This is a genomic window from Lactobacillus nasalidis (assembly GCF_016587775.1).
Taxonomy (GTDB): domain Bacteria; phylum Bacillota; class Bacilli; order Lactobacillales; family Lactobacillaceae; genus Lactobacillus; species Lactobacillus nasalidis.
The window spans coordinates 1-744 of sequence record NZ_BOCG01000656.1; the positions used below are offsets into that span (position 1 = coordinate 1).

The following is a 744-nucleotide window of genomic DNA, read 5'->3' on the forward strand; positions in this document are numbered from 1 at the left end:
GTTCGTAATATGTTAGTTGCAGATAAAAAAGACTGGCAGTATACACAGTCAGCCCGGATTCTGCAACTGGCAATTTCCGACTTGGGCAAGGCTTGGAACAATTTCTTTGACAAGGCCCAACCAGGCTGGGGCAAACCAAAATTTCGGTCAAAGCGGGAATCCAGACAAGGCTTCAAAAGCGATCAAAGTAAGATCAAGGACGGAATTCTTTATTTGGAGCGGGCAAGAAGAAGCCACGTTCCAAAAGATCAATGGCGTGGCTTTAAGCTGAGCGAAAAGCCTTTGTCAGGTGAGTTTGGCGTTGTCAGCTACTTCAAAGAAAATGGCCGTTATTACGTTGCTATTCCGTATAAGATAAAGGCTGAGGATGTTAAGCTGCCAGACAAAACAGGCAAAGCTACTGCGGTTGACGTCAATGTTGGTCACTTTGATTACACGGGAGGCCGGGTGAACGTACTGCCTAAGAAGCTTGATAGAATTTATAAAAAAATCAAGCACTATCAAAGGCAGCTTGCCAAAAAGCAAGTCAAAAATGGAGAAGCTGCTTGCGAAAGCAAGAACTATTTGAAGACGAAAGCCAAGCTTCAAGCTTGCTATCGCAAAGCTGGCAATATCCAAAATGACTTGATGCAGAAGTTTACGACCGAACTGGTTAATGACTACGACAAGATCGTGATCGAAAATCTGTCGGTTAAGGGCATGTTGATGAGCCACGTAGCTTCAAAGGGTGTTCACCGGTCGATG

The 744-nt window shown here is 44.6% G+C and carries 1 protein-coding gene; it reads left to right on the forward strand.

What is annotated here, in order from left to right; translation table 11 throughout:
• The coding region (locus lacNas_RS12535; RefSeq protein WP_201346915.1) for an RNA-guided endonuclease InsQ/TnpB family protein at window positions 1-744 on the forward strand (744 nt) is incomplete at both ends.